Origin of the sequence: Mesorhizobium sp. M7A.T.Ca.US.000.02.2.1 (genome assembly GCF_003996995.1) — a bacterium.
Lineage (GTDB): Bacteria > Pseudomonadota > Alphaproteobacteria > Rhizobiales > Rhizobiaceae > Mesorhizobium.
On sequence record NZ_RZTT01000756.1, the window covers coordinates 1 to 1,368 of the forward strand.

A 1,368-nucleotide genomic window follows, 5' to 3' on the forward strand; every position below is an offset into this window, starting at 1 on the left:
GGCGAGTGCCTGGTTGAGGACGCTGTTGGGAAGGTTCAGCCCGAATTGGTCCTCGTCGATTTCGCTGGCACGGAAGGTGACGACCGGGCTGCGGATCAGCCGGCTTGTGGCGTCGACGATGCGCATCACTTTCAGGGGCGCCGCCTTGGATTTGACGGCTTCGAGCACACCAAGCCGGTCGAGCACTTTCAAGGCAGGGTTCATCAGGGCCGTCGTGCGGCCGTCGGGGGGAGTGGGCTCCGGCCCGACCAGCGTCACCGGGAAACCTTCGGCGGCAAAACCGAGCGCCGCGATCAGCCCTGCCGGCCCCGTGCCGGCAACCAGTATCCGCGCAGTTTGCTGATGCTCCAAGATCGGCTTCCGGCTTGCAATGCGAGGCGGGTCCACCCGACCTGCCGTTCGATGAGCATATAGGTCAGATCATGCCGCTTGATCAACGCGGCGATTCGGCCCATTCGGATGTCATGACCGGCCAGCAGGACGACTTCAGCCATCTCGACCGCGCCGGCCGCGCCATGGCCGGCATCGCGCGCAATCCTCGCGTCACGGTAAACGTCGTTGTCGGCGCTTGCATCCTGCTTGCCTGGCTGTCTCTTGCGGCGATGGCAATCCGCGGGGCTGAAACTGGGATTGCGGGCGTCGGCGCCCCTGGCGACACGATCCTGCGCAGCCTGCCGCAACTGCCGCTGCCCGATTTCCTGGAACGGTTCTTTGTGCTGTGCCTCTCACCGGTGCCCTTGGACGCAGATCTCGGCTTGCAGGCCGGCGCGCTCGTTTTCATGTGGCTCCTGATGGCGGTCGCGATGATGCTGCCTTCGGCGGCGCCGATGATCCGCACCTATTGCGAAATCACTGACACGGCTCGCATCAAAGGCGAACCGGTCGTTCACCCGCTGGTGCTGGTCGCCGGTTACCTAAGCGTCTGGCTCGCCGCTTCAATGATGTTCGCGGCGCTGACCTTGGCCGCCCATGCATTCGCCTCATCAGCCGGGATGCTCGATCCGGTCGTCGGCCTTGCCGGTGCGCTCGCTCTCGTGATTGCCGGCCTCTACCAGTTCAGCGGCCTCAAGGAAGCTTGCCTGAAGAAATGCAAGAACCCGTTCTCGGTCCTGTTTTCGAACTGGAGCGCAAGGCCCCTTAACATCTTTCGGCTCGGTGTCGCGCAAGGTCTGTGGTGTCTCGGCTGCTGTTGGGCATTGATGCTGGTGATGTTCGCCGTTGGCGTCATGAACATTTTCTGGATGGCGTTGATCGGGCTGTTCACCCTGATCGAAAAACAAACCGCCAGCAGGGTTCCAACCCGGCTGGGCGGTGCGATACTGCTTGTCTGGGCAGCGGCGCTGCTAGTAGTCTCGCTGTGAGTGGGGG

Annotated in this window: 2 protein-coding genes; one reads left to right on the forward strand and one right to left on the reverse strand. The window is 63.2% G+C overall.

The features are described from left to right. Positions 1-351, reverse strand: a 351-nt coding sequence (locus EOD15_RS34345) for an FAD-dependent monooxygenase (protein WP_185929166.1), incomplete at its 3' end; no start/stop codon positions are given. A 71-nt stretch (positions 352-422) separates the two neighbouring features. On the opposite strand from EOD15_RS34345, the gene EOD15_RS34350 reads away from it, so the two are divergent. Then, positions 423-1,361, forward strand: a complete 939-nt coding sequence (locus tag EOD15_RS34350; RefSeq protein ID WP_127321884.1) for a DUF2182 domain-containing protein — start codon at positions 423-425, stop codon at positions 1,359-1,361. The last annotated feature ends 7 nt before the right edge of the window (positions 1,362-1,368 follow it).